Origin of the sequence: Pararhodobacter oceanensis, from assembly GCF_003076755.1 — a bacterium.
Taxonomy (GTDB): Bacteria; Pseudomonadota; Alphaproteobacteria; order Rhodobacterales; family Rhodobacteraceae; genus Pararhodobacter; species Pararhodobacter oceanensis.
Map to the genome: position 1 here is coordinate 258,963 of NZ_QDKM01000004.1, position 21,781 is coordinate 280,743.

Annotated in this window: 23 protein-coding genes; 13 read left to right on the forward strand and 10 right to left on the reverse strand. The window is 62.3% G+C overall.

All coding sequences use genetic code 11. The features are described from left to right. Positions 1-70 precede the first annotated feature (70 nt). Positions 71-1,060: a tRNA dihydrouridine synthase DusB gene (dusB, locus tag DDE20_RS11275; protein ID WP_116558593.1), complete on the reverse strand. Its 990-nt coding sequence runs from the start codon at positions 1,058-1,060 to the stop codon at positions 71-73. 188 nt (positions 1,061-1,248) lie between these two features. Between dusB and DDE20_RS11285 the strand changes: the two genes are divergently transcribed. The 3 genes from DDE20_RS11285 to DDE20_RS11295 are packed head-to-tail and all read left to right on the forward strand — an operon-like array spanning position 1,249 to position 3,403. Further along, complete coding sequence (locus DDE20_RS11285; RefSeq protein WP_116558595.1) at positions 1,249-2,436, forward strand: bifunctional 2-C-methyl-D-erythritol 4-phosphate cytidylyltransferase/2-C-methyl-D-erythritol 2,4-cyclodiphosphate synthase; 1,188 nt, start codon at positions 1,249-1,251, stop codon at positions 2,434-2,436. Next, positions 2,433-2,933, forward strand: a complete 501-nt coding sequence (locus DDE20_RS11290; RefSeq protein ID WP_116558596.1) for a phosphatidylglycerophosphatase A family protein — start codon at positions 2,433-2,435, stop codon at positions 2,931-2,933. Before DDE20_RS11285 ends, DDE20_RS11290 begins: the two co-directional genes overlap by 4 nt. Further along, positions 2,930-3,403, forward strand: a complete 474-nt coding sequence (locus DDE20_RS11295) for a CinA family protein (RefSeq protein ID WP_116558597.1) — start codon at positions 2,930-2,932, stop codon at positions 3,401-3,403. Before DDE20_RS11290 ends, DDE20_RS11295 begins: the two co-directional genes overlap by 4 nt. A gap of 21 nt (positions 3,404-3,424) precedes the next feature. Here DDE20_RS11295 and DDE20_RS11300 read toward each other — a convergent pair whose 3' ends face one another. Continuing rightward, the gene (locus DDE20_RS11300; RefSeq protein WP_116558598.1) at positions 3,425-3,880 is read right to left on the reverse strand and encodes a type II toxin-antitoxin system RatA family toxin; all 456 of its coding nucleotides are present in this window, start codon (positions 3,878-3,880) and stop codon (positions 3,425-3,427) included. 106 nt (positions 3,881-3,986) lie between these two features. Here DDE20_RS11300 and hpt point away from each other — a divergent pair, with 106 nt between their 5' ends. After that, the gene (gene hpt, locus DDE20_RS11305; protein WP_116558599.1) at positions 3,987-4,523 is read left to right on the forward strand and encodes a hypoxanthine phosphoribosyltransferase; all 537 of its coding nucleotides are present in this window, start codon (positions 3,987-3,989) and stop codon (positions 4,521-4,523) included. Positions 4,524-4,540: 17 nt separating this feature from the next. Here the strand turns inward: hpt and DDE20_RS11310 are convergent, their stop codons facing one another. Continuing rightward, complete coding sequence (locus DDE20_RS11310) at positions 4,541-5,239, reverse strand: class I SAM-dependent methyltransferase (RefSeq protein WP_116558600.1); 699 nt, start codon at positions 5,237-5,239, stop codon at positions 4,541-4,543. 241 nt (positions 5,240-5,480) lie between these two features. Here DDE20_RS11310 and DDE20_RS11315 point away from each other — a divergent pair, with 241 nt between their 5' ends. Then, positions 5,481-6,452 (forward strand): phosphoadenosine phosphosulfate reductase, encoded by a 972-nt coding sequence (locus DDE20_RS11315; protein WP_116558601.1) that lies wholly within the window; start codon positions 5,481-5,483, stop codon positions 6,450-6,452. Between the two features lie 39 nt (positions 6,453-6,491). Continuing rightward, positions 6,492-7,532: a dihydroorotase gene (pyrC, locus tag DDE20_RS11320; RefSeq protein ID WP_116558602.1), complete on the forward strand. Its 1,041-nt coding sequence runs from the start codon at positions 6,492-6,494 to the stop codon at positions 7,530-7,532. On the opposite strand, the gene DDE20_RS11325 is transcribed toward pyrC, so the two are convergent. Then, positions 7,529-7,690, reverse strand: coding sequence for a hypothetical protein (locus tag DDE20_RS11325; RefSeq protein WP_240608005.1), 162 nt, complete (start codon positions 7,688-7,690; stop codon positions 7,529-7,531). The two genes, pyrC and DDE20_RS11325, sit on opposite strands and share 4 nt — an antisense overlap. A 243-nt stretch (positions 7,691-7,933) precedes the next feature. Between DDE20_RS11325 and DDE20_RS11330 the strand changes: the two genes are divergently transcribed. The 6 genes from DDE20_RS11330 to DDE20_RS11355 all read left to right on the forward strand — a co-directional run bounded on the left by DDE20_RS11330 (position 7,934) and on the right by DDE20_RS11355 (position 15,774). Continuing rightward, the gene (locus tag DDE20_RS11330; protein ID WP_116558603.1) at positions 7,934-9,895 is read left to right on the forward strand and encodes a CocE/NonD family hydrolase; all 1,962 of its coding nucleotides are present in this window, start codon (positions 7,934-7,936) and stop codon (positions 9,893-9,895) included. 140 nt (positions 9,896-10,035) lie between these two features. Next, complete coding sequence (locus DDE20_RS11335) at positions 10,036-11,622, forward strand: ABC transporter substrate-binding protein (protein WP_116558604.1); 1,587 nt, start codon at positions 10,036-10,038, stop codon at positions 11,620-11,622. A 7-nt stretch (positions 11,623-11,629) separates the two neighbouring features. Then, positions 11,630-12,586, forward strand: a complete 957-nt coding sequence (locus tag DDE20_RS11340; protein ID WP_116558605.1) for an ABC transporter permease — start codon at positions 11,630-11,632, stop codon at positions 12,584-12,586. After that, complete coding sequence (locus DDE20_RS11345; RefSeq protein ID WP_116558606.1) at positions 12,583-13,401, forward strand: ABC transporter permease; 819 nt, start codon at positions 12,583-12,585, stop codon at positions 13,399-13,401. The genes DDE20_RS11340 and DDE20_RS11345 overlap by 4 nt, the downstream gene beginning before the upstream one ends. Then, a complete protein-coding gene (locus tag DDE20_RS11350) occupies positions 13,394-15,031 on the forward strand; it encodes an ABC transporter ATP-binding protein (RefSeq protein WP_116558607.1) in 1,638 nt (545 codons plus the stop codon). Before DDE20_RS11345 ends, DDE20_RS11350 begins: the two co-directional genes overlap by 8 nt. 107 nt (positions 15,032-15,138) lie before the next feature. Then, complete coding sequence (locus DDE20_RS11355) at positions 15,139-15,774, forward strand: thiamine phosphate synthase (protein WP_116558608.1); 636 nt, start codon at positions 15,139-15,141, stop codon at positions 15,772-15,774. On the opposite strand, the gene olsA is transcribed toward DDE20_RS11355, so the two are convergent. From olsA to DDE20_RS11370, 3 genes are all read right to left on the reverse strand, one after another. Further along, positions 15,775-16,668 carry a lyso-ornithine lipid O-acyltransferase gene (gene olsA, locus DDE20_RS11360; protein WP_476704017.1) on the reverse strand — a complete coding sequence of 298 codons (894 nt, stop codon included), beginning with the start codon at positions 16,666-16,668 and terminating at the stop codon, positions 15,775-15,777. After that, positions 16,622-17,440: an L-ornithine N(alpha)-acyltransferase gene (gene olsB / locus DDE20_RS11365; RefSeq protein ID WP_240608007.1), complete on the reverse strand. Its 819-nt coding sequence runs from the start codon at positions 17,438-17,440 to the stop codon at positions 16,622-16,624. The genes olsA and olsB overlap by 47 nt, the downstream gene beginning before the upstream one ends. Before the next feature lie 108 nt (positions 17,441-17,548). Continuing rightward, positions 17,549-17,722 carry a DUF3553 domain-containing protein gene (locus DDE20_RS11370; protein ID WP_116558610.1) on the reverse strand — a complete coding sequence of 58 codons (174 nt, stop codon included), beginning with the start codon at positions 17,720-17,722 and terminating at the stop codon, positions 17,549-17,551. Between the two features lie 25 nt (positions 17,723-17,747). Here DDE20_RS11370 and DDE20_RS11375 point away from each other — a divergent pair, with 25 nt between their 5' ends. Continuing rightward, entirely contained in the window at positions 17,748-18,311 is a 564-nt protein-coding gene (locus DDE20_RS11375; RefSeq protein ID WP_116558611.1) for a histidine phosphotransferase family protein, read from the forward strand. Positions 18,312-18,317: 6 nt separating this feature from the next. On the opposite strand, the gene DDE20_RS11380 is transcribed toward DDE20_RS11375, so the two are convergent. Genes DDE20_RS11380 through obgE form a run of 3 tightly spaced genes read right to left on the reverse strand, consistent with a single transcriptional unit; the run spans position 18,318 to position 21,773 of the window. After that, positions 18,318-19,580: a glutamate-5-semialdehyde dehydrogenase gene (locus tag DDE20_RS11380; RefSeq protein WP_116558612.1), complete on the reverse strand. Its 1,263-nt coding sequence runs from the start codon at positions 19,578-19,580 to the stop codon at positions 18,318-18,320. Positions 19,581-19,605: 25 nt separating this feature from the next. Next, positions 19,606-20,724, reverse strand: a complete 1,119-nt coding sequence (gene proB / locus DDE20_RS11385) for a glutamate 5-kinase (RefSeq protein WP_116558722.1) — start codon at positions 20,722-20,724, stop codon at positions 19,606-19,608. A 14-nt stretch (positions 20,725-20,738) separates the two neighbouring features. Beyond that, positions 20,739-21,773, reverse strand: coding sequence for a GTPase ObgE (gene obgE / locus DDE20_RS11390; protein WP_116558613.1), 1,035 nt, complete (start codon positions 21,771-21,773; stop codon positions 20,739-20,741). Positions 21,774-21,781: the final 8 nt, after the last annotated feature.

Genomic DNA, 21,781 nt, shown 5'->3' on the forward strand with positions numbered 1-21,781 from the left:
GCACTGGCATTCGGGCCAGAATTGGACCCCTTGTTGGATCCGGTATCGGGGCGGGAAAGCGCCGCGTTGCTCACGCCGCGTTCCGTTGCGGTGAGAGCGCGGCGGGCAGCATTGCGAGCACCCGCTCGGCAGATTTCTCGCGCATCAACATGGCGCGCAAATCGGCGGGGCCATGGGCGGCATCTATATACCAGCCCAGATGCTTGCGGGCCACGCGCAGGCCCAACTCCGGCCCGTAAAACTCTAATATCATTCGGTAATGTTCGGCCACCAGATCCGCCAGCGCCGCGCCAGACGGGACTTCCGGCGCCTGCGATCCATAGAGCTCTGCCGCGATTTGCGCCAGCAACCAAGGCCGCCCCTGCGCCCCGCGCCCGACCATCACACCGGCGGCGCCCGACAGCGCCAAGGCCTGCCGCGCGCTGATCGCATCGGTGATATCGCCATTCGCGATCACCGGCACCGAGACCGCCTCGACCACCGGTTTGATCGCCCGCCAATCCGCCGCGCCCTGGTAGAATTGCGCGCGTGTGCGGCCGTGAATGGTGAACATCTTGATGCCGGCGGATTCGGCGCGTCGGGCAATCAGTGGCGCGTTCAACAGCTCCGCGTCCCAGCCCAAACGCATCTTTAGTGTCACCGGCACATCGACCGCCGCGACCACCGCATCGACCAATCGCAGCGCCAGATCGGGATCGCGCATCAGGGCCGAGCCCGAGGCGCCGCCGACGACTTTTTTCGCCGGACAGCCCATATTGATATCGACCATCGGCGCGCCTTGGTCCTGCGCGATCCGTGCAGCCTGCGCCATCAAATCGGGGTCGCGACCGGCGATCTGCACCGAGGTTGCGGCGAAATCCCCGATCTCGGCGCGGGCCTGACTGGCGGTTCTGCGGGTCGGACGCGCGGTCACGATCTCGCCCGAGGCGATCATCTCGCTGACCAAAAGCCCTGCGCCAAACCGCCCCACCACCTGCCGGAAGGGCAAATCAGTGATGCCCGACATCGGGGCCAAAGCCACCGGCGTCGCAAGCGGAATGGGAAAGATTTTGCGCGTCATGGCGCCCGTCTTATCCTGCGTTTTGACAGGGTGCAAAGCCATGGATAGGCATTTTGCCCGATTTTTCACCTTTCGCCCAATGTTTGGGCAGAAACGCGCCGAGGCCGCGCGTAAATTGGGCATTCCGCACAAAAGCGCCCTGCCCCTTGGTCTTGCGGCGCTGCCCCGCTTCGCCTACTCCCGAGGGCATGAGGAACGCCGAAAACACCGCTGTTGTCATCGTCGCCGCTGGACGCGGGTCGCGCATGGGCGGCGGCATGCCCAAACAGTGGCGACAGCTCGCCGGTAAGCCGGTGATCGCACATACAGTGGCGGCGTTTCAAGACGCGGGCTTCGCGCGTATTTGTCTGGTGATCCACCCCGAGGATGCAGGATTGGCGGCGGGTTTGCCGGTCAGCCTTGTCCATGGCGGTGCGACGCGCAGTGACAGCGTGCGCGCGGCGCTGGAACATCTGGCACAAGACCCGCCCGCGCGGGTGTTGATCCATGACGCGGCGCGCCCCTTGGTCCCGCGTGCGGTGATCGCCGAGGTGATGGAAGCACTCGATACGCAGAGCGCCGCCGCCCCTGCCTTACCAGTCACCGATGCGCTCTGGCGCGGTGGCGACGGTGTGGTGATGGGCACGCAGGCTCGTGATGGGCTGTTTCGGGCGCAAACCCCGCAGGGGTTTCGCTTTGCTGCGATCCTTAGCGCGCACCGTGCCTTGAAGCATGATGCCGCCGATGATGTGGAGGTGATCCGCGCTGCCGGTGAGGAGGTGTGGATAACTCAGGGCAGTGACGAGAATCTGAAACTCACCTATCCCATTGATTTTACACGTGCAGAGCGGATACTTTCGGAACGTCAGACAATTAAAGGCCAGACATTTAGCGGCCAAGCACTTGAAGGTTCAAAGATGGACATAAGACTCGGCAATGGATTTGACGTCCATGCGTTTACCGAAGGCGATCATCTGTGGCTTTGCGGTCACAAAATCGCCCATGAGCGCGGGCTTTTGGGGCATTCGGATGCGGATGTCGGCATGCATGCGCTGACCGATGCGATTTATGGCGCGCTGGCGCAGGGCGATATCGGACGACATTTCCCGCCGTCCGACCCGCAGTGGAAGGGTGCCGCCAGCCATATTTTCCTGCGACACGCGGTGGAATTGGCTGCGGAAATGGGCTACCGGATTGCCAATATCGATGTCACGCTGATCTGCGAGCGGCCCAAGATCACCCCCCATGCCGATGCGATGCGCGCGGCGCTTGGCGAGATTATGGGGCTGGAGATTGAGCGGATTTCGGTCAAAGCTTCGACCTCGGAACGGCTGGGATTCACCGGCCGTGAAGAGGGAATTGCAGCCATTACCAGCGCGACATTGGTGAAACCATGACTTTAACCCGACTGATTGCCACAGGTTTCGGCCTTGGATTGCTGCGTCCGGCGCCCGGCACTTGGGGCTCGGCTGGCGCCTTGGCTGCGGGGCTGGCCATCGACTATTATCTGGGCTTCTGGGCCTTGGTGGTGGCTACGATTTTAGCGACCATCGTCGGCTTTTGGGTTTGCGCCGATGAGCTGCGCGACCGGCCCGGGGCCGACCCCTCCGAGATCGTTATCGACGAGATCGCCGGTCAATGGCTGGCGCTCTTGTTCCCCGCTTTCGCCTTTTGGCGCATGGGGTTAGAGGATTGGGCCATTGCCGCCTACCCCGGCTGGATCGCGGCGTTCATCTTCTTTCGGGTGTTCGACATCTGGAAACCCTGGCTGGTCGGACGCGCGGACCGGCGCGGCGATCCGGCGGGGGTGATGCTGGATGACCTCTGGGCCGGTGCTTTCGCCGGTATCGCGGTGATCCTTGTCGCTGGCGTCGCGCATGGGGTGCTGATGTGAGCGCCCTGCCCGCGCAGGTCTTGGATAAGGCGCGGGTGGCAGGCGTGAAAATCGCCACCGCCGAAAGCTGCACCGGCGGGATGGTGGCGGCGGCGCTGACAGAGATTGCCGGATCGTCGGATGTATTCGAGCGCGGCTTTGTGACCTATTCCAACGCCTCGAAGATGCAGATGCTTGGCGTCACACCCGCCGCGTTAACCGAGTTCGGCGCGGTCAGCGAAGAGGTCGCGCGGCAGATGGCCGAGGGGGCGTTGCGACAGTCAGAGGCCCAGCTAGCAGTGTCGATCACCGGCATTGCCGGGCCCGGCGGCTCGGAGTTCAAGCCTGAGGGCCGCGTGTGTTTCGGGCTTGCGCGCCAGGGCCAGACACCCCGCGTGGAAACCGTGGAATTCGGCGCGCTGGGGCGTGACAAGGTGCGTCAACGCGCCATGGAGCACGCGCTTTCGCTGCTGCTTTCAGGGATTAACTAACCCCCGCAACCCGTTGCAATATCAGCCATAAAGCTGCTTGGCGCGTTTCTCGAAGGCGCTGACCACGCGGCGCATGGCCTCATCGAAAACCACGCCGATGATCTTTTGCAAGACCGCGTTGCGGAACTCGAAATCAACCTCGAATTCGACCCGACAGCCGCCCGCATCCGGCGCCATCTGCCAATGGGAATGCAGGTATTTGAACGGCCCGTCCAGATAGTCGGTCTCGATCCGCTGCGCCTCGGGCAGCAGCACCACGCGGGAGCCGAATTTCTCGCGGAACACTTTGAACGAGATCACCAGATCAGCCTTCATCACCTCGGCCCCCGCGCCGCGATCGGGCACGGCACGGCGCGAGCGGATCCGCGCGGCGGCGGTCCACGGAAGAAATTCGGGATAGCGTGCGACATCCGCCACCAGATCGTAAATCTGCTGCGGCGAATAGGGCAAAACGCGGTTTTCACTGTGTCTGGGCATCCAGCACCTCTGGCAACTCGCTGCGTCTTTTCCTAGAGTAAGCGCGTAAAGACAACCCCATCTACGGATCAGAAATGCTCCGTAACACCCCAAAGAGCCGGACATTATGACGCAACAGCCCTATGTGATCGACCAGATGATTTCTGCCAAGCAAATCGCGGCGCGGGTCGAATCGCTGGCCGAAGAAATCGCCACCGCATTTGCCGATACCGAAAAGCTGATCGTGGTCGGGCTGATGCGCGGCTCCTTCGTCTTTATCGCCGATCTGGTGCGCGAGATTGATCTGCCGATAGAGGTCGATTTCATGGAGGCGTCCTCTTACGGGGACACGATGGAATCGAGCCGCGAAGTGCGCATTCTCAAAGACTTACGCGGCGAGATTGCCGGGCGTGATGTGCTGGTGGTCGAGGATATTGTCGACACCGGTTTCACCCTGCACCACGTCAAGAACCTGCTGCTCAGCCGCGCGCCGAAACGGCTGGAGGTCTGCGCGATGCTGGACAAACCGACCCGCCGCGAGGTGGATATCCGCGCGACATGGACCGGCTTTGAAATCCCTGATGAGTTTGTCGTCGGCTACGGCATCGATTTTGCGCAGCGCAACCGCAACCTGCCGTTTATCGGCAAGGTGCGGTTTACCTAAGCGGCTGTATTTCGGCGTTAATTTCGGCGTAGATGCAACATCGGCATGTCGCGGATCATCACCGGCCCCACAGCCCCGCACCAACCGGATTTGGCAGCGCAGCGGCGGATCTCCTCTTGCAGCGGCGCGGGGTCGCCCCAGGTCGCATAGAGCTTGAAGTCGGTGTTGACGATCGGCTTGAGCCCCTCGTTCAACACCGCCTCCCAGACCGCGGCGCCGGTGCCCATGGTGTTGGCCTTGCGGTAATCGTCGAACACCACGACGCCGTTTTCGCGCAGCATGACACGGGCCGAGGCGGTGTCCTCGCGCACCAGATCATAGGTGTGACCGGCGTCGATATGCACAAAACGCGCGGTTTCGGGGGCGACATGGCGGGTGACCTCACCGGTCGGCGCGCGGACAATACGCGGCAATTCTTTGTGGAACGCCAGATAGTTACGCTCGAATTCGGCCTGGGTCAGCGATTGGGTTTTGAAAAACCGCTTTTCACCCTCATCGGCGGCCTCGGAGGTGGTGATATCGTCAAACAGGTCGCAAGCGGTAAACACCTCGCCCGCGCGCAGAAAATTGCCCATCACGATGGCGCTTTTGCCTTTGAAAACACCGAGTTCGACCAGTCCGCCCTCGGGCTCGCTGCGGTTTTGAAACCCGAGAATCCAGGTAAAAGCCGCTTGGTCGATGGGCATAAACCAACCGGGGACATCATCAAAATTCATCGGGTGCTCCGCATTCTGGCATGTAGGGTTGCAAGGACGCTACGAGCGGGCGCTGCATCGGACAAGTGTGAATGCGTGATTGTTGACGAAATGAGAACAATCCAACAGCATCGTTTCCAAATTCGCGCTCGGTTTCATAGGTTTGCCATGCTGTTCCCTGTTTCCCGACACAGTGAATCGGTATAAATTCAATTCATCCATCCGATCCGTAGCATTACAGCCAAAGCGGCGCAGAGGGCTCATGACCGACGACACAATCGAGATGTTCGACGCTGGCGAGGCCGAAACCGATGCCGATTGGTTGGCGATCATGGATGAAATCGGCGAGGAAGCCGGTTATTTCGAGCCTTTAGGCAAGAAGCATTCGGCGTTTTTCTCGGATCTGGGCACGGTGTTGTTGGTCAGTTTTGAAACCCTGCCCGGTGTGCGTGGCGCAGGCGGTGCGCAGATGCCCTTGGGCTATCAGATTGCCGCGCCGCGCGGTTGGTCCTCGCTCAGCATCGTCGCGCATGAGCCGACATGGTACCGCGATAACCATGTTTTCGGCTTTTTCGACCGGCTGATTGACGATGCGTTTTTTGAAGATTTCGACCGGGTGGTGTTTTACGGCGCGGGCATGGGCGGTTACGGCGCGGCGGCGTTTTCGGTGGCGGCGCCCGGCTGCACGGTTCTGGCGCTGGCCCCACAGGCGACGCTGGACACCGACAAGGCCGAATGGGACCGCCGGTTCCTGCGCGCGCGGCGGCTCAATTTCACCGATCGCTTTGGATTTGCGCCGGATATGACCGATGGCTGTGACAAGGTGTTCATCGTCTATGATCCGATCCAGCAGGTAGATGCGGTGCATGCAGCGATGTTTCGCGGGCCGCAGATTGTCAAACTGCGCGCCCGTCATATTGGCCGTGATCCGCAAGCAGAACTGGCGCGAATCAATGTGTTACGGCAATTGATCGATGCCGCCTGTGCAGGCACATTGAACGCAGACCGCTTTTACCGGCTGTGGCGAGCACGGCGGCAGCATCCGCAATTTCTCGGACGGTTGGTCGGGCGTATCCAGTCGCAAGAGCGGCCCAAACGCTTGGTGCAGGCCCTGCGCGCGGCATTGGAGCAGGTCGATCATCCGCAACTGCGCGGTGCTTTGGCCAAAGCCGAGGCGGCGCTGGAGAAATCCCAGGCCCGTCAGCCGGCGGGCGATGAAACGCCGCTCAGCTGACCTCTTTTCCTTTGCGGAATTGCAGGTTATGGCAGGGGCATGAGCCGCACCCTGACCCTGACCCGCCCCGATGATTTTCACCTTCACCTGCGTGATGGCGCGATGCTGCAAGGCATTGTCGGTGAATCCGCCCGCGATTTCGCGCGCGCGATCATCATGCCCAATCTGGTGCCGCCGGTGGTTACTGGCGCGCAGGCACAGGCCTACCGTGAGCGCATCATGGCCGCCCTGCCCGGCACGGATTTCACGCCCTTAATGACGCTCTATCTGACCGAGGCCACCGAGGCTGCGGATCTGCTGGCGGCGCATCGCGCGGGGCTCATCCATGCGGTGAAGCTCTATCCGGCGGGGGCGACGACCAATTCCGATTCGGGGGTGCGCGACTTTGACAAGGCGCGGCCGGTACTCGAGGCGATGGCCGAGGCCGGTGTGCCGCTCTGTGTGCACGGTGAGGTTACCGATGCGGAGGTCGATATTTTCGACCGCGAGGCGGTGTTTATCGACCGTGTTCTCGATCCGATTCGCCGTGCCACGCCTGGGCTGAAGGTGATCATGGAGCATGTGACGACCAAGGATGCGGTCGATTACGTGCGCAGCGCCGAGAGCGGTCTGGCGGCGACGATCACCACCCATCACCTGATCATCAACCGCAACCATATCCTCGTCGGCGGTATCAAACCGCATTACTACTGCCTGCCGGTCGCCAAGCGCGAGAGCCACCGGTTGGCGCTCTTGGAGGCGGCGACCTCGGGCGATAAGCGGTTCTTTCTGGGCACCGATAGTGCCCCGCATGCGGATGATGCCAAGGAAAACGCCTGCGGGTGCGCGGGGTGTTTCACCGCCACGCATACGATGCCGCTACTGGCGCAAGTCTTTGACGCGGCGGGGAAACTTGACCGGCTGGATGCCTTCACCGGCCATTTCGGCGCCGATTTCTACGGGTTGCCGCGCAACAGCGGGACGCTGACCCTTGAGCGCAGCGAGACGCCGGTGCGGTTTGCCGAGAAGATCGACACAGGCGCCGGTCCGGTGACCCTGTTTGATCCCGGATTTGACCTGCATTGGCGGGTTAAGCCCTAAGGCGCGTAGCCGACCCCTTCGATCTCGACGACATCAACCTCGGTGAGCGCCCCCTCGACCGAGGTGCCGACGCTGGACACGCTGCTGGTCATCGCCGCCATCATCACCAGCGCCAGACCAATCGACGCGGCGGTCAGCACCACCCAATCGACAGTCACCGCGCCCTCCTCGCCCAGCAGCAGGCGCCGCAATCCCGCGCATTTTAACACAATCCTACCCCTTACCCTCGCCTGATTGGCGTCACACCTGCTTTGAGAAGCGGGCATAAATATGCGCGCAAAGAGACAATATTCGGTTAACTCGCGCCGGATAGGGCCACTGCGCTGCGGGCTGGCAGGGAATTTCTTATTGATTTCATGGCTCAACTGCACTGAGGTGATGAAAAACCGCAGGCGAGGATCATGGAAATTACCGAAAACGACGCGCTTGTCATCCCGCTGCCCGATGGCACGCGGCTTTCGGCGCGGCTCTGGCGGCCTTCATCCGGCGCGCCGGTGCCCGCCATTTTGGAATATATTCCCTACCGCAAGCGCGACAACACGCTGCCCCGCGACGAGGCAATCCATCCGTGGATGGCGGCGCAGGGCTATGCCTGTCTGCGGGTTGATATTCGCGGTGCAGGCGACAGCGAGGGCGTTTTTGAGGATGAATATTCCGAGCAGGAGTTGCGCGACGCCTGCGATGTGATTGCATGGATCGCGGCGCAAGACTGGTGCGATGGCGCGGTCGGCATGATGGGTAAAAGCTGGGGCGCATTCAACTGCTTGCAGACCGCCGCGCGCAATCCACCGGCGCTGAAAGCGGTGATCAAAGTCTGCGGCACGGTCGATAGGTTTAACGACGATATCCACTATAAGGGTGGCTGTCTGCTCGGTGAAAATTTCGGCTGGGCGACGCTGATGATGAGCTATAACGCCCGCCCTACCGACCCTTTGCTGCGCGAGGACTGGCGCGAGGATCTCCGGCAACGCATTGAAACCATGCCGTTTTTGGCCGAGATCTGGACCGGACACCAAAGCCGCGATGACTATTGGAAACATGGCTCGGTCTGCGAGGATTACGTGGCGATCAATGCTGCGGTGCTGAGTATCGGCGGTTGGAACGACAACTATATGAACGCCCCCGCCGCGCTGGTGAAAAACGCCAGAATGGCCAAGGCGATTGTCGGGCCGTGGGTGCATCAATACCCGCATATGGCAGTGCCCGCGCCGCGGATCGACTTTCTGAATGAGATGAAAAACTGGTGGGATCGTTGGCTCAAAGGCATCAAGAATGGCGCCGAGGATCTGCCCGATTACCGCGTTTATATGCTTGATAGCGAGCCGCCGAATGCCTGCGCGGCAAGTCGCAAGGGTCGGTGGCTGGCGGAGAGCTATCCCTCGCCGCGCGTCAGTGAGACCGCGCTGCGACTGGGCGCGGATGGCCGATTGGGCGGCGCTTGGGGTGTCGAGCGGGTGATCGCCACGCCGCAGACTTTGGGCGCCAATTCCGCCGAGTTCTACCCGATGGGGCTGGCGGGCGAGATGGCGGGGGATCAAAGCGCGGATGACGCGCGTTCTGTCTGTTTCGAGATGGATTGCCCTGACGGCTTGGCGCTGATGGGGGCCGCGGAACTGGACCTGCAACTGACGCCGGATGCCACGCATGGTCTTGTTGTTGCACGGATTTGCGACGTGGCGCCGGATGGAAGCTCGGTGCGAATCGCGCATGGTGTGTTGAATTTGCACCACCGGATGGACCCGCCCGAGCCGCTGACGCCGGGTGAAACCTATGATGTCACCCTCACATTGGACCAGATGGCCTATCGTTTGGCGCCCGGGCATCGGCTGCGGTTGGCGCTGTCGAACAGCTATTGGCCGTTCATCTGGCCCTCGCCCGAATCGGTCTCATTGCGGCTGAGTGGTGGTGAATTGCGGCTGCCGGTGCATTCGGATGAGGCGCCGCTTTACCATTTCGACGACGCGCCGCCCCTGCCCGATCCCAGCCTTACCACAATCACCGCGCCCTTTGACCGGCGCGAGCGGCGCATTGATATGATCAGCGGTGCGGAACAGATGATTGTCACTGCGGATATGGGCCGAATGGTCAATCCGGCGCATGGGCTCGAGACCCATTCCGCGCTGCAAGAGGTCTGGTCGATCCATCCAGACGACCCGTTTTGCGCCTCTTGCACGATCACTTGGGATCAGGAATTTCGCCGCGGCGATTGGTCGGTGGTAACCCATGTAAGCGCGACGCAAACCGGTGACCGCGACAATCTGACGATCGCCGGAGAGCTAATCGCGACACTCACCGAGGCACAAACGACACCCGAAGTCATCAAGAGAAACTTCATTGCGCATGTTGCGCGCAAACACGTCTGATTGTTACACTCGCTTAAATGATTAAACCGGCGAGTCGATTCACCCTGTGTGACTGAGTCGGCGGTCAACAATAACAGGGGCCTATCCAAGGGTTCCGCCAAACGCACCCCAAGGAGAGGGGCGTCTTCAGGGAGAGACCGATGAACGATGAATTCCAATATCTTTTGAACCGAACCGCGCGTGGCAAACTCGATCGCCGCAGCTTTATGGGCCGCGCGGCGGCTCTGGGTGTGGCCGGTGCAACCGCTGGAAGCCTGCTCGGCTCGGCCGCTTTGGCGCAGGGGCCGCGTCGTGGTGGCACGCTGACCATGGGGATGCAGGGCGGCGAAAGCACCAACAGCCTTGATCCCGCCGCCGCGCAAAGCCAGGTGCCCTTTGCCTATCTGAAAATCATGGGCGAGCCGCTAATCAATATCGACGACAACGGTAACCTCGAAGGCCGGGTCGCCGAAGAATTCGAAGCCTCGGCGGATGCGATGACCTGGCGGTTCAAAATCCGCAGCGGCATCACCTTTCACAACGGCCAGCCGCTGACCGCCGAAGACTGTGCGCAGACCCTGCGCCGCCATTCGGATGAGGACTCGCAGTCGGGTGCTCTGGGCATCATGCGCGGCATCAGCAATATTTCGACGGATGGCGATACGCTGATCCTCGAAACCTCGACGCCGAATGCCGACCTGCCTTATCTGCTGTCGGATTATCACCTGATGATGCAGCCCAATGGCGGGTTTGACGATCCCACCGCGGGGATTTTCTCGGGCCCTTATAAGATCGTTGATAACGAGCCGGGCGTGCGCCACACCTTCGAGCGGTTCGAGGAGTATTGGGACAGCTCGATGGGCCATTTCAACGCCATCGAACTTCTGGTGATCAACGATGCAACGGCGCGGAACTCGGCGCTGCAGTCGGGTCAGGTGCAACTGGTCAACCGCGTGCCGCCGACCGTGGCGGGCCTCTTGGGCCGTGCGCCCGGGATCAGCATCCAGACCACCGCCGGTCGCGGGCATTATGTGTTCATCATGCATTGCAACACCGCGCCCTTTGACAACATGGATCTGCGTCTGGCGCTGAAACATGCGATCAACCGCGAGGATATGCTCGACCGGATTCTGCGCGGATATGGATCGCTGGGCAACGACATGCCGATCAACGCCTCTTATCCGCTGTTCGACAACACCATCGAGCAGCGCACCTATGATCCCGATCAGGCGCGGTTCTATTTTGAGCGCTCGGGCCATTCGGGGCCGATTGACCTGCGCACCGCGGATGGCGCCTTTGCCGGTGCGGTTGAGGCCGCGCAATTGTTCCAGGAAAGCGCCGCCGCTGCGGGTATCGAGTTGAACATCATCCGCGAGCCCAACGACGGCTATTGGTCGGAAGTCTGGAATACCGAGCCTTTCTGCGCCTCTTATTGGGGCGGGCGTCCGGTGCAGGACCAGATGTATTCGACGGCCTATGTTTCGGATGCCGACTGGAACGACACGCGGTTCTTTAACGAGCGTTTCGACAGTCTGCTCTATGAAGCCCGTGGCGAGCTGGACCTGACCCGCCGCAAGGAACTCTATAGCGAGATGGGCCGGATCGTGCGTGACGAAGGCGGGTTGATCAACCCGATGTTCAACGACTTCATCGATGCGCATAACGACCAGATCACCGGCTGGGTGTCGAACCCGAATCTGGAGCTGATGGACGGGCTCGCGCCGTCCAAGATGTGGTCGACGGAATAATCCGCCGATGCACCCGATTGTAAAACTGGTGACCCAGCGCTTGGCGCTGGGGCTCCTCCTCCTTTTCGCAGCCTCGGTGTTGATCTTTCTCGGCACCCAGATCCTGCCCGGAGATGTCGCGCAGGCCATTCTCGGCCAGAGCGCAACCCCCGAAGCACTGGCCAATATGCGGGCCGAGATGGGCCTCGACAGGCCCGCCATCACACGTTATTTCGAGTGGCTTTTCAATGCCTTGCAAGGCGACCTTGGCACCGCTTTATCGAATGGCCGCGACATCACCGAGTCGATTGCCTCGCGGCTGACAAACACGCTGTTCCTGGCTTCCGTGGCCGCCGTTGTCTCGGTGCCGCTGGCGATTTTCCTTGGTCTTTTTGCAGTGCGGTTTCGCGATCGCTGGCCCGACCGGCTGATCTCCGCGATCACCCTGACTTCGATCTCGCTGCCGGAATTTCTGCTCGGCTACATCATGATGTATGTCTTTGCGGTCAAGCTCTCGTGGTTTCCCTCGGTCTCGACGATCAACGATTCCATGAGCTTTTTAGAGAAGCTGAACGCCGTCGCCCTGCCCGCTTTGGTGCTCACTTTGGTGGTGCTGGCGCATATGATGCGGATGACCCGCGCGGCGATCCTCAATGTGATGCAATCAGCCTATATCGAGACCGCCGAGCTCAAAGGTCTGCGCCGGTTCAACGTCATCGCGCGCCATGCAATGCCCAATTCCATCGCCCCGATTGTCAATGTTGTGATGCTCAATCTCGCCTATCTGGTGGTCGGCGTCGTGGTGATTGAAGTGGTCTTTGTCTATCCCGGCATGGGGCAATATCTGGTTGATCACGTGTCGAAACGCGATGTGCCGGTGGTGCAGGCCTGCGGGTTGATCTTTGCCACCATCTATATCGGCCTGAATCTGGTCGCGGATGTGGTCTCTATTCTGTCAAATCCAAGATTGAGGCATCCGAAATGAAGGGTATCCCGCTCGCTGCCCTTCTCGGGCTGATCATCACCATCCTGTTCTTTTTGATGGCGATTTTCGCACCACTCATCGCGCCTTATGGCATGTCGGAAACCGTTGGCGACGTCTGGGAGCCGTCTTCGTCGCAGTTCTGGCTGGGCACCGATAATATCGGTCGCGACCTGCTGACGCGGATGATTTATGGCGGCCGCACGACGATCTTTGTGGCCTCGCTTGCGACCATCCTGTCCTTCACCTTGGGCGCGGTTCTGGGCTTTACCGCGGCGGTTTACGGCGGGTTGGTCGATCAGGTGATGTCGCGCACCAATGACTTGGTGATGTCGATCCCGACGCTGATCTTCGCGCTGGTGGTGCTCTCGGTGATGCCGGTGACCCTGCCGGTCCTGATCCTAGTCATGGGCCTGTTGGACAGCACCCGCGTGTTCCGCCTGTCGCGGGCGGTGGCCGTCGATATCAACGTGATGGATTTCGTCGAGGCGGCGCGTCTGCGCGGCGAGGGCCAGCGCTGGGTGATTTTCCGCGAGATCCTGCCCAACGCGCTGTCGCCCTTGGTCGCTGAACTGGGCCTGCGGTTCATCTTCGCCATTCTCTTCATCTCGACCCTGTCGTTTCTGGGTCTGGGTATCCAACCGCCGGGCGCCGATTGGGGCGGCATCGTGAAAGAGAACCGCGAGGGCATCGTTTACGGGATTTCCGCCGCGCTCTATCCGGCGGTGGCGATTGTCACGCTGGCGATCTCGGTCAATCTGGTGGCGGATTGGGCGCTCAACCGCACAACCAGCCTGAAAGGAGGCCGTGGTGGCTGAGGCTCTGTTAGAAATCAACAACTTACGCATCGAAGCCACGGTCTACGCGCCGGGTGAAAAGCCGCGCAATGCGGTGATTGTCGATGACGTCTCGCTGCGGTTGGAACCGGGCAAGGTGATGGGGTTGATCGGCGAATCCGGCGCGGGGAAATCCACCATCGGGCTGGCGGCACTGGCCTATGGGCGTGGCGGCATCCGGTTAAGCGGCGGTAAAATCATGCTCAACGGGCGTGAAATCCGCCGCGCCAGTTCCACCGAATTGCGCGGGTTGCGGGGGCGTGAGGTCACTTATGTCGCGCAATCCGCCGCGGCGGCGTTCAATCCGGCGAAACGGCTGATGGAGCAGGTGATCGAGGCCACGCTCAAGCACAATCTGATGCCCAAAACCGAGGCTGAGGCGCGCGCTGTCGAGTTGTTCCGAACCCTCTCGCTGCCCGAGCCCGAGAGCTTCGGCCAGCGTTACCCGCATCAGGTCTCGGGCGGGCAATTGCAGCGCGCGATGACCGCGATGGCGCTCTGTCCGAAACCTGATCTGGTGATCTTTGACGAGCCGACGACAGCGCTGGATGTGACCACCCAGATCGACGTGCTGGCGGCGATCAAAACCGCGATTGCCACCTCGGGCGTGGCGGCGCTTTATATCACCCATGATCTGGCGGTGGTGGCACAGGTGTCCGACGAGATCATGGTGCTGCGCGGCGGGCAATTGGTCGAACATGGCACGGTGCAGCAGATCATCGAAGAACCGCGCGAAGACTACACCCGCGCGCTGGTCTCGGTGCATAAGATCGACCACCGTGAAAAGCTGCCCGAGGGCGAGCCGATCCTGCGCGCCGAGGGGATCACCGCGCGGTATGGCGCGATGAATGAGGATGTGCTGAGCGATGTCTCGGTTGATCTTTATGCCGGTCAGACGCTGGCGCTGGTTGGCGAATCCGGCTCGGGCAAATCGACCATGGCGCGGGTGATCACCGGCCTGTTGCCGCCGCGCGAAGGCACGCTGGTGTTTGACGGCAATCCCTTGCCCGGTGCGCTCAAGGACCGCTCGCGTGAGGAATTGCGGCAGTTGCAGATGATCTACCAGATGGCGGATGTGGCGATGAATCCGCGGCAGACCATCGCCACGATCATCGGGCGGCCACTGGAGTTCTATTTCAACATGCGCGGGCGCGAACGCGATGCGCGGGTGCAGGAACTCTTGGACGCGATTGAATTGGGCGAAGGCTATGCCGACCGCTATCCGGCCGAACTATCGGGCGGGCAAAAACAGCGCGTCTGCATTGCCCGCGCGCTGGCCGCCAAGCCGAAGCTGATCATCTGCGACGAGGTGACCTCGGCGCTCGATCCCTTGGTCGCGGACGGCATTCTCAAGCTGCTGCTCAATCTGCAAAAACGCGAAGGCGTGGCCTATCTGTTCATCACCCATGACATTGCCACGGTGCGCGCGATCGCGGATTCGATTGCGGTGATGTATCAAGGCCGTGTGCAGCGGTATGGCACCAAGACCGAGGTTCTGACGCCGCCATTTGACGATTACACCGATCTGTTGCTGTCCTCGGTGCCGGAAATGGAGCTGGGCTGGCTGGAGCGGGTGCTGGAGCATCGCCGGATGGAAAGCGCGGGCAACTGAACTTGCCGCTATGCCACTGACCTTGGCTGCGTGCGGCGCATTGCACCGCGCGCGGCCTCGGGCTATGCACGGGGCGAAACAATTTGGCGCAGACACCCGAGGTTCCCATGTCCGAGCAAGCCGATCCCAAAGAGCGCCCGCAACTCTATCTGATTACCCCGCCCGCCTTTGATCCGGCGGAATTCGCTCCGCGTCTGGCCCATGTGCTTGACGGGATCGAGATCGCCTGTCTGCGGCTCACCCTGTCCGCGACGGACGAAGACCTGATTTCGCGTGCCGCCGATGCGCTGCGGACGGTGGCGCATGAGCGCGATATCCCGCTGGTCATCGAGCATCACGCGCTGCTGGCCGAGCGTCTGGGGCTGGACGGTGTGCATCTGCCCGAGGGCCAGCGCGGGGTGCGCAAATTGCGCGACGAGTTGGGCGCGGATGCGATCATCGGCGCGGCCTGTGGCAATTCGCGCCATGATGGGCTGAACGCCGCCGAAGCGGGCGCCGATTACGTCAGCTTTGCGCCGATCGGTGACAGCCCCTTGGGCAGCGGCGAGCGCGCCGAGCATGATCTCTTTGCCTGGTGGTCCGAGGTGATCGAAGTGCCGGTCGTCGCCGAAGGCGCGCTGACCGCGGAATTGGTCGAGAAATTCGCGCCGGTCACCGATTTCTTTGCCATCGGGGCCGAGATTTGGGACAATGACGACCCGCTCGCGGCGCTCAAAACGCTGGTTGCGCCGCTCGACGGGTAATCACGCCTGCCTCATCACGCCCTCGGGGAGGCGCTGCGCCAGTTCCGCGCGCAGCGTGTCGCCGCAATGGCGGGCCAGAACCTTGCGATTGGCGAAATCCTTGACCGCGACCGGTTGGTGAAACACCAGTTCCACCCGCCCCTGCCGCACCCGCGAGAGGATACGCAACGCGTGGGTCATCAACGGCAATTCCCCCCACCAGCCATAGAACCGCGCGTCCTGTCCGCGCGGCGCGATATAGGCGATGGTCACCGGCTGCACGCTGAGAATATCCTCCAGCCCATGGGTGAAAAACGCGGCGAATAGCGTCGGTTTGAACGGCAATATCCGCACGCCGTCGGAACTGGTGCCCTCGGGGAAAAAGCACAGATGATGACCGGCGCGCAGCCGCGCTTCGAAGATTTCCTTTTGCAACCGCGCATCGCGGGCGTCGCGGTTGATGAACACCGTCCCCGTCGCCTTGGCCAGAACGCCGATGCCCGGCCAGCCCGCGACCTCGGATTTCGACACGAAGTAAATCCTCCGCGCCGCGTTCATCACAAAGATATCCAGCCAGCTTGAGTGATTGGCGACCACCGCCCCGCGTGCCTGCATCGCGCGGCCGGTGACATGCAGGCGCAGGCCCAACAAGAACAGGGTGCCCTTGCAGACGCCTTGGGTGACAAAGGGCGTGATCGGGCGGCGCAAGCCGAAAAGCGGGCGCTCGATCAGCCGCAGGGTCAAATGCAGCGCCAGACCGGTAGCGATGAACAGAATGATGACCGGAAACCGCCACGCCGCCATCAACCAACCGAGCGCACCAATGCGCAGATCGGGCGCCTCACCCTCGGGCGAAACCCAAGTGGGATCAGCGCGCCTCTGGCTTTCTCGGGGTTTTTCGGGTGTAGAAGTCAACGGCTCGCTCTGACATGGCCGAGGTGTCCATGATCAGACACACATCGGTGGTGTTGAAATCGTGGTCGATAAAGGCGCCCTCACCGACAAAACCGCCAAGCCGCAGATAGGCGCGGATCAACGGCGGGATGGTGGCCAAGGCTTCGCTACGGGGAATGCCGGCGGTTGGCAACATCTCCATAGGCTGCGCATGGGCGGGCCAGGCCGTCACCCGCAACTCGGGCGGCGCAAGGTGATGCGCATGCAACCACGAGAGCGCCAGCGCGTGTTGCCGCGCATCGGTGCCATGAAAGGAGGCGACGCCGAACATGATCTCAATCTCGCGGGCCTGCACGTAATCGGCGAGCCCGTTCCACAGATGCAGCATCGCCGCGCCGCGCCGGTGGTCGGGATGCACGCAGGACCGGCCCAGTTCCACAAGGCGGCGCCCCGTCGCGCGCAGTTTGCTCAGGTCATATTCGGCATCGGAATAGAACCGCCCGAGTTCCGCCGCGCGGGTGTCAGGCAGCAACCGGTAGACGCCGATCACATGCGACAGGCTCTGCGGATCAATCGACGGATCGACCAGCACCAGATGATCGAAATAGGGATCCAGTGCGTCGCTTTCCAGCCGATTTTCATGATCAACACTCAGGCCCTTGGCGCCCAGTTCAGCGACGAACACCTCATAGCGCAAACGCTGCGCCGCCTTGAGATCCAAAGCGCCATCGGCCAGCCGCACCACATAGCTGGCGGCCTTGGGTCGGCTGTCTTCACGCTCTGAAATCATCATCTCTGCCTTGTCCTGCCGCACTCCTAGGCCGCGCCGCGCCAAGGTGCAATATCCCCGCTGGTTGACTCGCGCGAGAGTTGCGCCTTAGGTTGCCCATCCCCGCCGGTCTCAGGCTTTTACCACCCATTCAAGTTGGATCACCCGTGTATCAACCACCACTTTGCCCGCCTCTTCGAAATTCACCGTCACACGGCTGCCGATCGCGGATTGCACCTGTCCCAAGCCCCAATCGGGTTGCTGCGGGTGGCGCACAAACATGCCCGGTTCATAGAGTAGCGACATCGCGGCATCCTTTTGGGGCGCGGCCATGAGCGATAGCGATCTCTCGGCGCTGATCGGCTCGCGGCTGTGCCATGATCTGGTCAGCCCTCTGGGGGCCATCGGCAACGGTGTGGAGCTTTTGCAGATGATGCAGCCGCCCAGTGCAGAACTGGACCTCGTGAGCGATGCCGTCAAGATGGCACAGGCGCGCGTGCGGCTGTTCCGGCTGGCCTTTGGCAGTGCATCCGCGGATCAGATGGTGACCGCGGCGGAACTGGTCAACGGGTTGAGCGCGCTGGACTCCGGCGGGCGGATTGCGTTGACCTGCGACGTATCTGCCTCGGTCTCGCGCCCCGCGGCCCGCCGTTTGGCGCTGGCGGCAATGTGCGCCGAGACCGCTTTGGCATGGGGCGGCAAGATTACCGTGAGCGACGACACGGTGACCGCGGGGGCCGAGCGGCTGAAACTGGATACCGAGCTTTGGCAGCCGATGGTCGAGGGCGCGCAGATCGCTGCGCCCTCCTCGGCCAATGTGCATTTCGCCCTGCTCGCAGCCAGCGGTCCCTTGCGGGTTGTGACCAGCGAGACCGAGGTGCAGATCGGTATCTGAGCGCCTCTAGGCCCGTGTGGTGCCGTCGCCTTCGACCAGATACTTGAAGCTGGTCAATTGCTCGGCCCCCACCGGCCCACGCGCATGCATCTTGCCGGTGGCGATGCCGATCTCGGCGCCCATGCCGAATTCGCCACCATCGGCAAATTGCGTCGAGGCGTTATGCATCACAATGGCGCTGTCGACGCGGTTGAAAAACACCTGCGCGGTTGTGGGGTTTTCGGTGAGGATCGACTCGGTGTGCTGGCTGCCGAATGCGCGGATATGGGCGATGGCGCCTTCGACCCCGTCGACCAATTTGGCGGCGATGATCGAGTCGAGAAACTCGCGCCCGAAGTCCTCAGGCGTCGCCGCCACCGTGCCGGCGATCTGCAAGAGTTCCCCCTCAGTGCGCACTTCGACACCGGCCTTCAGCAGATCCTCGATCAGCACCCCGCCATGAGCATCGTAGAATTTGCGGTCGATCAACAGGCATTCCGCAGCGCCGCAAATGCCGGTGCGCCGGGTTTTGGCGTTCATCACAACTTTGCGCGCCTTTTCCAGATCCGCGTCACCATCGGCGTAGACGTGGCAAATGCCCTCAAGATGGGCGAAGACCGGCACGCGGGCCTCGGCCTGCACCAGCCCGACCAATCCCTTGCCACCGCGCGGCACGATCACGTCGATATATTCCACCATCCGCAGCATCTCGGCCACCGCGGCGCGGTCGCGGGTCGGCACCATTTGGATTGCCGCCTCGGGCAGACCTGTGGCGCGCAATCCTTCAACCATACAGCGGTGCAGCGCCGCCGAGGAATGGTAGCTTTCCGAGCCGCCGCGCAGGATCACCGCATTGCCGGATTTCAAACACAACGCGGCGGCGTCGGCGGTGACATTCGGGCGGCTTTCATAGATCACGCCAACGACGCCCAAAGGCGTGCGCACGCGGCGGATATGCAGGCCCGAGGGCATGTCCCATTCGGCAATCACCGCGCCCACAGGATCATCCTGACCCGCAATCGCGCGCAGCCCGTCAACGATGGATTGGATGCGCGGCTCGTCAAGAACCAGCCGGTCCATCATCGCGTCTGACAGGCCCTTGCCGCGGCCAAACTCCAGATCCTCGGCGTTGGCGGCCAGAATATCGGCGCGCCCGTTCCAGACCGCATCGGCGGCGGCTGTCAGCGCTTGGGTCTTGGCTTGCGGGCTTGCAAAGGCCAGTTCCGCCGCTGCCGCACGGGCCGCTGTGCCGATCTCGCCCATCATGTTCGCAACGCCTGAACCGTCCATTTTGTCGTTCCTTTTCAATGCAGTCCTAGAGGACCATATCATCCCGATGGATCAAGACCGAGCGTCCGGGATAGCCCAGAATCTCGGCGATCTTATCCGTGTGCTGGCCGCGAATGGCCTGCGCTTCGCCCGAGGTATAGCGCACCAGCCCCTGCCCCAGCAACGCGCCATCGGGGCCGTGGATCGCCACCGCATCGCCGCGCCCGAAACGGTCTTCGACGCTGACCACGCCGGCGGGCAGCAGGGATTTCCCCGCCTGCAGCGCCGCCACCGCGCCCGCGTCGATATGCAGGATGCCGCGCGCTTTCATTGCCGCGATCCAGCGTTTGCGCGCCGCTTGCGGGTCGCCGTGGGCGGCAAACCACGTGCAGGGCCCGCCCTCGGCTATCGCCAGTAGCGGGTGCAATGTGTCGCCCGCCGCGATCACCATGGCGCAGCCGCCAGCGGTGGCGGTGCGGGCGGCGGTGATCTTGGTTTTCATCCCGCCTTTGGAGAGGCCCGAGACCGGATCACCGGCCATCGCGGCAATCTCGGGGGTGATCGCGGTGACCAGTTCAAGCCGCCGCGCAGACGGGTCGGATTGCGGGTTGGCGGTATAGAGCCCGTCGACATCCGACAAGAGCACCAGTTGATCCGCGCCGACGGTGATCGCCACCTGAGCCGCCAAACGGTCATTATCGCCGTAGCGGATTTCATCGGTGGCGACGGTGTCATTCTCGTTGACGATCGGCACGGTGCCAAGCGCCAGCAGGGTTTCCATCGTCGCGCGGGTGTTCAAATAGCGGCGCCGGTCCTCGGTATCTTCAAGCGTGACAAGCACTTGCGCGGTGGTGACGCCATGCGGAGCCAGCGCTTCCTCATAGGCGCGCGCCAGTTGGATCTGCCCCACCGCCGCCGCCGCCTGCGATTGCTCGAGCGCCAGAGCGCCCGCCGGCAGGCCTAAAACGCGCCGCCCCAAAGCGATCGAGCCCGAGGACACCAGCACCACATCGACGCCGCGCGATTTGGCCTCGGCAACGTCCAGCGCCAAAGCCTTGAGCCAGTCGGACCGCAACCGCCCGCTGGCCGCGTCGACCAAGAGCGCCGAGCCGATTTTAACCACCAAGCGCCTTGCCTCGGTGAGGCTGGGCGCGTGCTGGGGCATCGCGCGGTCGGCGCTTAGGGTCGCCACGGTTCGGGCTCCTCTTCGGCGGCGGCTTCGGCGCGCTGCGCGGCAATCTCGGTCCAGATCGCGCGCAACACCTGCATCACGCCACTGCTCGTCGCCGCCGAGAGCGGATAGACCCGCGCGCCGCTGACCTCTTCGAGCGCGGCAATGCGTTCGGCCTGCTCTTCCTCGGTCAGCGCGTCGATCTTGTTCAGCCCGACAATCCGCGGCTTGTTGTAGACGATCTCGGAGTAGAGCTTGAGTTCATTGTCGATGATGCGGAAATCCTCGGTGACATCCTCAGAGGTGCCATCGACCAGATGCAAGAGCACCGAGCAGCGCTCGATATGGCCGAGAAACTGGTCGCCGAGCCCGCGGCCTTCACTGGCGCCCTCGATCAGGCCGGGAATATCGGCCATGACGAACTCGCGCCCGTCGACACCGACAACGCCCAAGTTGGGGTGCAGCGTGGTGAACGGGTAATCGGCAATCTTTGGCCGCGCGTTCGACGTGGCGGCGAGGAAGGTCGATTTACCGGCATTCGGCAGACCTGCCAGACCGGCATCGGCGATCAGCTTGAGCCGCAGCCAGATCATCCGCTCGACGCCCTCTTGTCCGGGGTTGGAGCGGCGCGGCGCCTGATTGGTCGAGCTTTTGAAATGCAGATTGCCCCAGCCGCCGTTGCCGCCTTTGGCCAACAACACACGCTCGCCCTCCTCGGTGAGATCGGCGATCACCGTTTCGCCGTCTTCCTCAAGGATTTCGGTGCCGGCGGGCACGCGCAGGATGATATCCTCGCCGTCCTTACCGGTGCGCTGTTTGCCCATGCCGGGCACGCCATTGCCGGCGAAAAAATGCTGCTGGTAGCGAAAATCAATCAGCGTGTTGAGCGCGGGCACGACTTCGGCCCAGACGTCACCACCGGTGCCACCGTCGCCACCATCTGGCCCACCGAATTCGATGTATTTTTCGCGCCGAAAACTGACGCACCCATTGCCGCCCGAGCCCGAGCGGATCGTGACCTTGGCTAGATCGAGGAATTTCATATCACACT

Coding starts and splice junctions, on each gene's coding strand:
- dusB (WP_116558593.1), bottom strand. CDS start 1,060: ATGACGCGCAAAATCTTTCCCATTCCGCTTGCGACGCCGGTGGCTTTG.
- DDE20_RS11285 (WP_116558595.1), top strand. CDS start 1,249: ATGAGGAACGCCGAAAACACCGCTGTTGTCATCGTCGCCGCTGGACGC.
- DDE20_RS11290 (WP_116558596.1), top strand. CDS start 2,433: ATGACTTTAACCCGACTGATTGCCACAGGTTTCGGCCTTGGATTGCTG.
- DDE20_RS11300 (WP_116558598.1), bottom strand. CDS start 3,880: ATGCCCAGACACAGTGAAAACCGCGTTTTGCCCTATTCGCCGCAGCAG.
- hpt (WP_116558599.1), top strand. CDS start 3,987: ATGACGCAACAGCCCTATGTGATCGACCAGATGATTTCTGCCAAGCAA.
- DDE20_RS11310 (WP_116558600.1), bottom strand. CDS start 5,239: ATGAATTTTGATGATGTCCCCGGTTGGTTTATGCCCATCGACCAAGCG.
- DDE20_RS11315 (WP_116558601.1), top strand. CDS start 5,481: ATGACCGACGACACAATCGAGATGTTCGACGCTGGCGAGGCCGAAACC.
- pyrC (WP_116558602.1), top strand. CDS start 6,492: ATGAGCCGCACCCTGACCCTGACCCGCCCCGATGATTTTCACCTTCAC.
- DDE20_RS11330 (WP_116558603.1), top strand. CDS start 7,934: ATGGAAATTACCGAAAACGACGCGCTTGTCATCCCGCTGCCCGATGGC.
- DDE20_RS11335 (WP_116558604.1), top strand. CDS start 10,036: ATGAACGATGAATTCCAATATCTTTTGAACCGAACCGCGCGTGGCAAA.
- DDE20_RS11340 (WP_116558605.1), top strand. CDS start 11,630: ATGCACCCGATTGTAAAACTGGTGACCCAGCGCTTGGCGCTGGGGCTC.
- DDE20_RS11345 (WP_116558606.1), top strand. CDS start 12,583: ATGAAGGGTATCCCGCTCGCTGCCCTTCTCGGGCTGATCATCACCATC.
- DDE20_RS11355 (WP_116558608.1), top strand. CDS start 15,139: ATGTCCGAGCAAGCCGATCCCAAAGAGCGCCCGCAACTCTATCTGATT.
- olsB (WP_240608007.1), bottom strand. CDS start 17,440: ATGATGATTTCAGAGCGTGAAGACAGCCGACCCAAGGCCGCCAGCTAT.
- DDE20_RS11370 (WP_116558610.1), bottom strand. CDS start 17,722: ATGTCGCTACTCTATGAACCGGGCATGTTTGTGCGCCACCCGCAGCAA.
- DDE20_RS11375 (WP_116558611.1), top strand. CDS start 17,748: ATGAGCGATAGCGATCTCTCGGCGCTGATCGGCTCGCGGCTGTGCCAT.
- DDE20_RS11380 (WP_116558612.1), bottom strand. CDS start 19,580: ATGGACGGTTCAGGCGTTGCGAACATGATGGGCGAGATCGGCACAGCG.
- proB (WP_116558722.1), bottom strand. CDS start 20,724: ATGCCCCAGCACGCGCCCAGCCTCACCGAGGCAAGGCGCTTGGTGGTT.
- obgE (WP_116558613.1), bottom strand. CDS start 21,773: ATGAAATTCCTCGATCTAGCCAAGGTCACGATCCGCTCGGGCTCGGGC.